The 1,974-nt window shown below is 40.1% G+C and carries 2 protein-coding genes; both read left to right on the top strand.

The window, feature by feature from the left end:
* Positions 1-463: 463 nt before the first annotated feature.
* Positions 464-1,813, top strand: coding sequence for a transposase (locus F6K49_RS44290; RefSeq protein WP_293108285.1), 1,350 nt, complete (start codon positions 464-466; stop codon positions 1,811-1,813).
* A gap of 49 nt (positions 1,814-1,862) precedes the next feature.
* The coding region (locus F6K49_RS44295) for a GrpB family protein (RefSeq protein WP_293108288.1) at positions 1,863-1,974 on the top strand (112 nt) is incomplete at its 3' end.

Genomic DNA, 1,974 nt, shown 5'->3' on the forward strand with positions numbered 1-1,974 from the left:
TCTAAGTAGGTAGTCTAGACCTAGCGTTGGCTAAGTCTAATCAAACCATACTTAACAGGTTACCCAGTTGGGCAGATTGTTGGATTTCTTTAATTTCTGCTTAATCATTGCTCAGATCCCTATTTCTTTAGGAGGTATAATTACCTGGGCATAAATTACGTCAACTGTGTTAATAAGTGTCAATACATTGAATCCCCTTCTGTTACCAATTACTGGAGCATAAGTTTCCTTCTGTTAACAGTTAATTTTACTTTTATTATACTACTTATTCCCTAATTTTTTTGGTCAGGCTAAGCGGTAATATGCTAATCATTCATATGGCAAAAAAATTGTGTACCTCATTACATAAAAAAAACGCTATACAAGATATTATTATTTTTTTATATTTTAGTTATGCTAATTGCTTGTAATTTATAGTTATATAAGTTATAATCAATATAGCACGGAAAGATAGTGCGATGCCATGCAACTCGGATACGTTTACAAATTAAAGCCAAACTCTCAACAAGAAGCCACTATGATGCAATGGCTAGATATGTTAATGGCTCAGTACAACTACTTGCTGAGAGATAGGAATGATTCTTATGAACAAGTTAGATCTCCAAAAATGGGGAATTACTGCGATTTAAGGAGTCATGGACAAGCGTGTCCGTTGACTTGCTCGGTAAGTAAATCAAGCTCCCTTGGTTATCCATGGAAAAAGAGCCAGAAAAATCCTAGACGTAGCCCCTACGAGATTCAAAGCTCAACCCTACCTATTCTTAAGAAGCAACGGCCTTGGTACAAAAAAATTCACTCAACTGTTCTACAACAAATGTTAAGACAGTTGGATGTTGCTTTCTCAAAATTTTTTAAAGGGGAAGCAAGGTATCCAAAGCCTAAAAGGCGTTCTCGTTACCGGAGTTTTAAGTATGCCCCAGGTCAAGTAAAACTAGACAACAATCGAATCTATTTACCTGGAATCGGCTGGATGGGCTTTTACAATTCCCGTCCTATTCCAGATGGCTTTGCGATCAAGTCTGTTACTGTGCGCAAAAAGTCTCGGGGTTGGTTTGTCAGTATTCAGATTGAGGATAAATCAGTTCCGTTGCCTCCAGTAAAAACAGTCAACGAGATCAGACCAAATCACGTTAAAGGGTGTGACTTGGGAATCAGGAAACTTGTTAGTACTTCTGACGGGCAAACTATCGCAAATCCAGCTAATACCAACAAGTTTAAGTGCCAAGCAAGACGTTTAAAACTCAGACAAAGAGCAGCGAGTCGAAAGAAGAAAGGATCGAATAATCGTAAAAAATCATTCGGCAGGGTTGCCTCGTTGCACGAAAAGTTAGCCAATAAGCGTTCTGCGTATCACTGGGAAGTTGCTAAACAGTTGACCGATGGCACAGATGCTCTGGTTTTTGAAGATCTGAATATTAAGGGAATGAAGTCTCGTTGCAAACCTAAGCCTAATGAAAGTGGTGGTTATGATCGCAACGGACAATCCGCTAAAAGAGGGTTGAATCGTGTAATAGCTGATGCTGCCTGGGGAGAGCTGGTGAGAAAGGTAGAAGTCGTGGCTGCAAAGTCAGGCATACCAGTCATCAAAGTTAACCCAAGACATACATCTCAGGAATGCCCGAAATGTCATTACATTAGTGCAGACAATCGAGATGGTGAAAAGTTTGTCTGTACTGAATGTGGATATCACGATGATGCTGATTTAAATGGTGGAGTAAACATCAGGAATAGGGGTCTAAAGCAACTGGGAATTGACCCCATCCAGCTACCCTCGGAACGAGGGAAAGTTACGCCCATGGAGATAACAACCTAATTGGTTGTGCCTGGGAATCCCCATCCCTCTTCAGGGTGGGGAGGTTCAAATGATAGCCCATCCTAAGGATGCCCATAAATACGGTGAACTTAAGCGAGAACTTGCTAAGAAATATCCAGACAATATTGAATCGTATATGGATGGAAAAGATGGGTTTATCA

The organism is Moorena sp. SIO3I6 (assembly GCF_010672095.1).

What these genes read in the sequence shown, in the direction of transcription:
- F6K49_RS44290 (WP_293108285.1), top strand. Translation starts at nt 464, where the DNA reads ATGCAACTCGGATACGTTTACAAATTAAAGCCAAACTCTCAACAAGAA.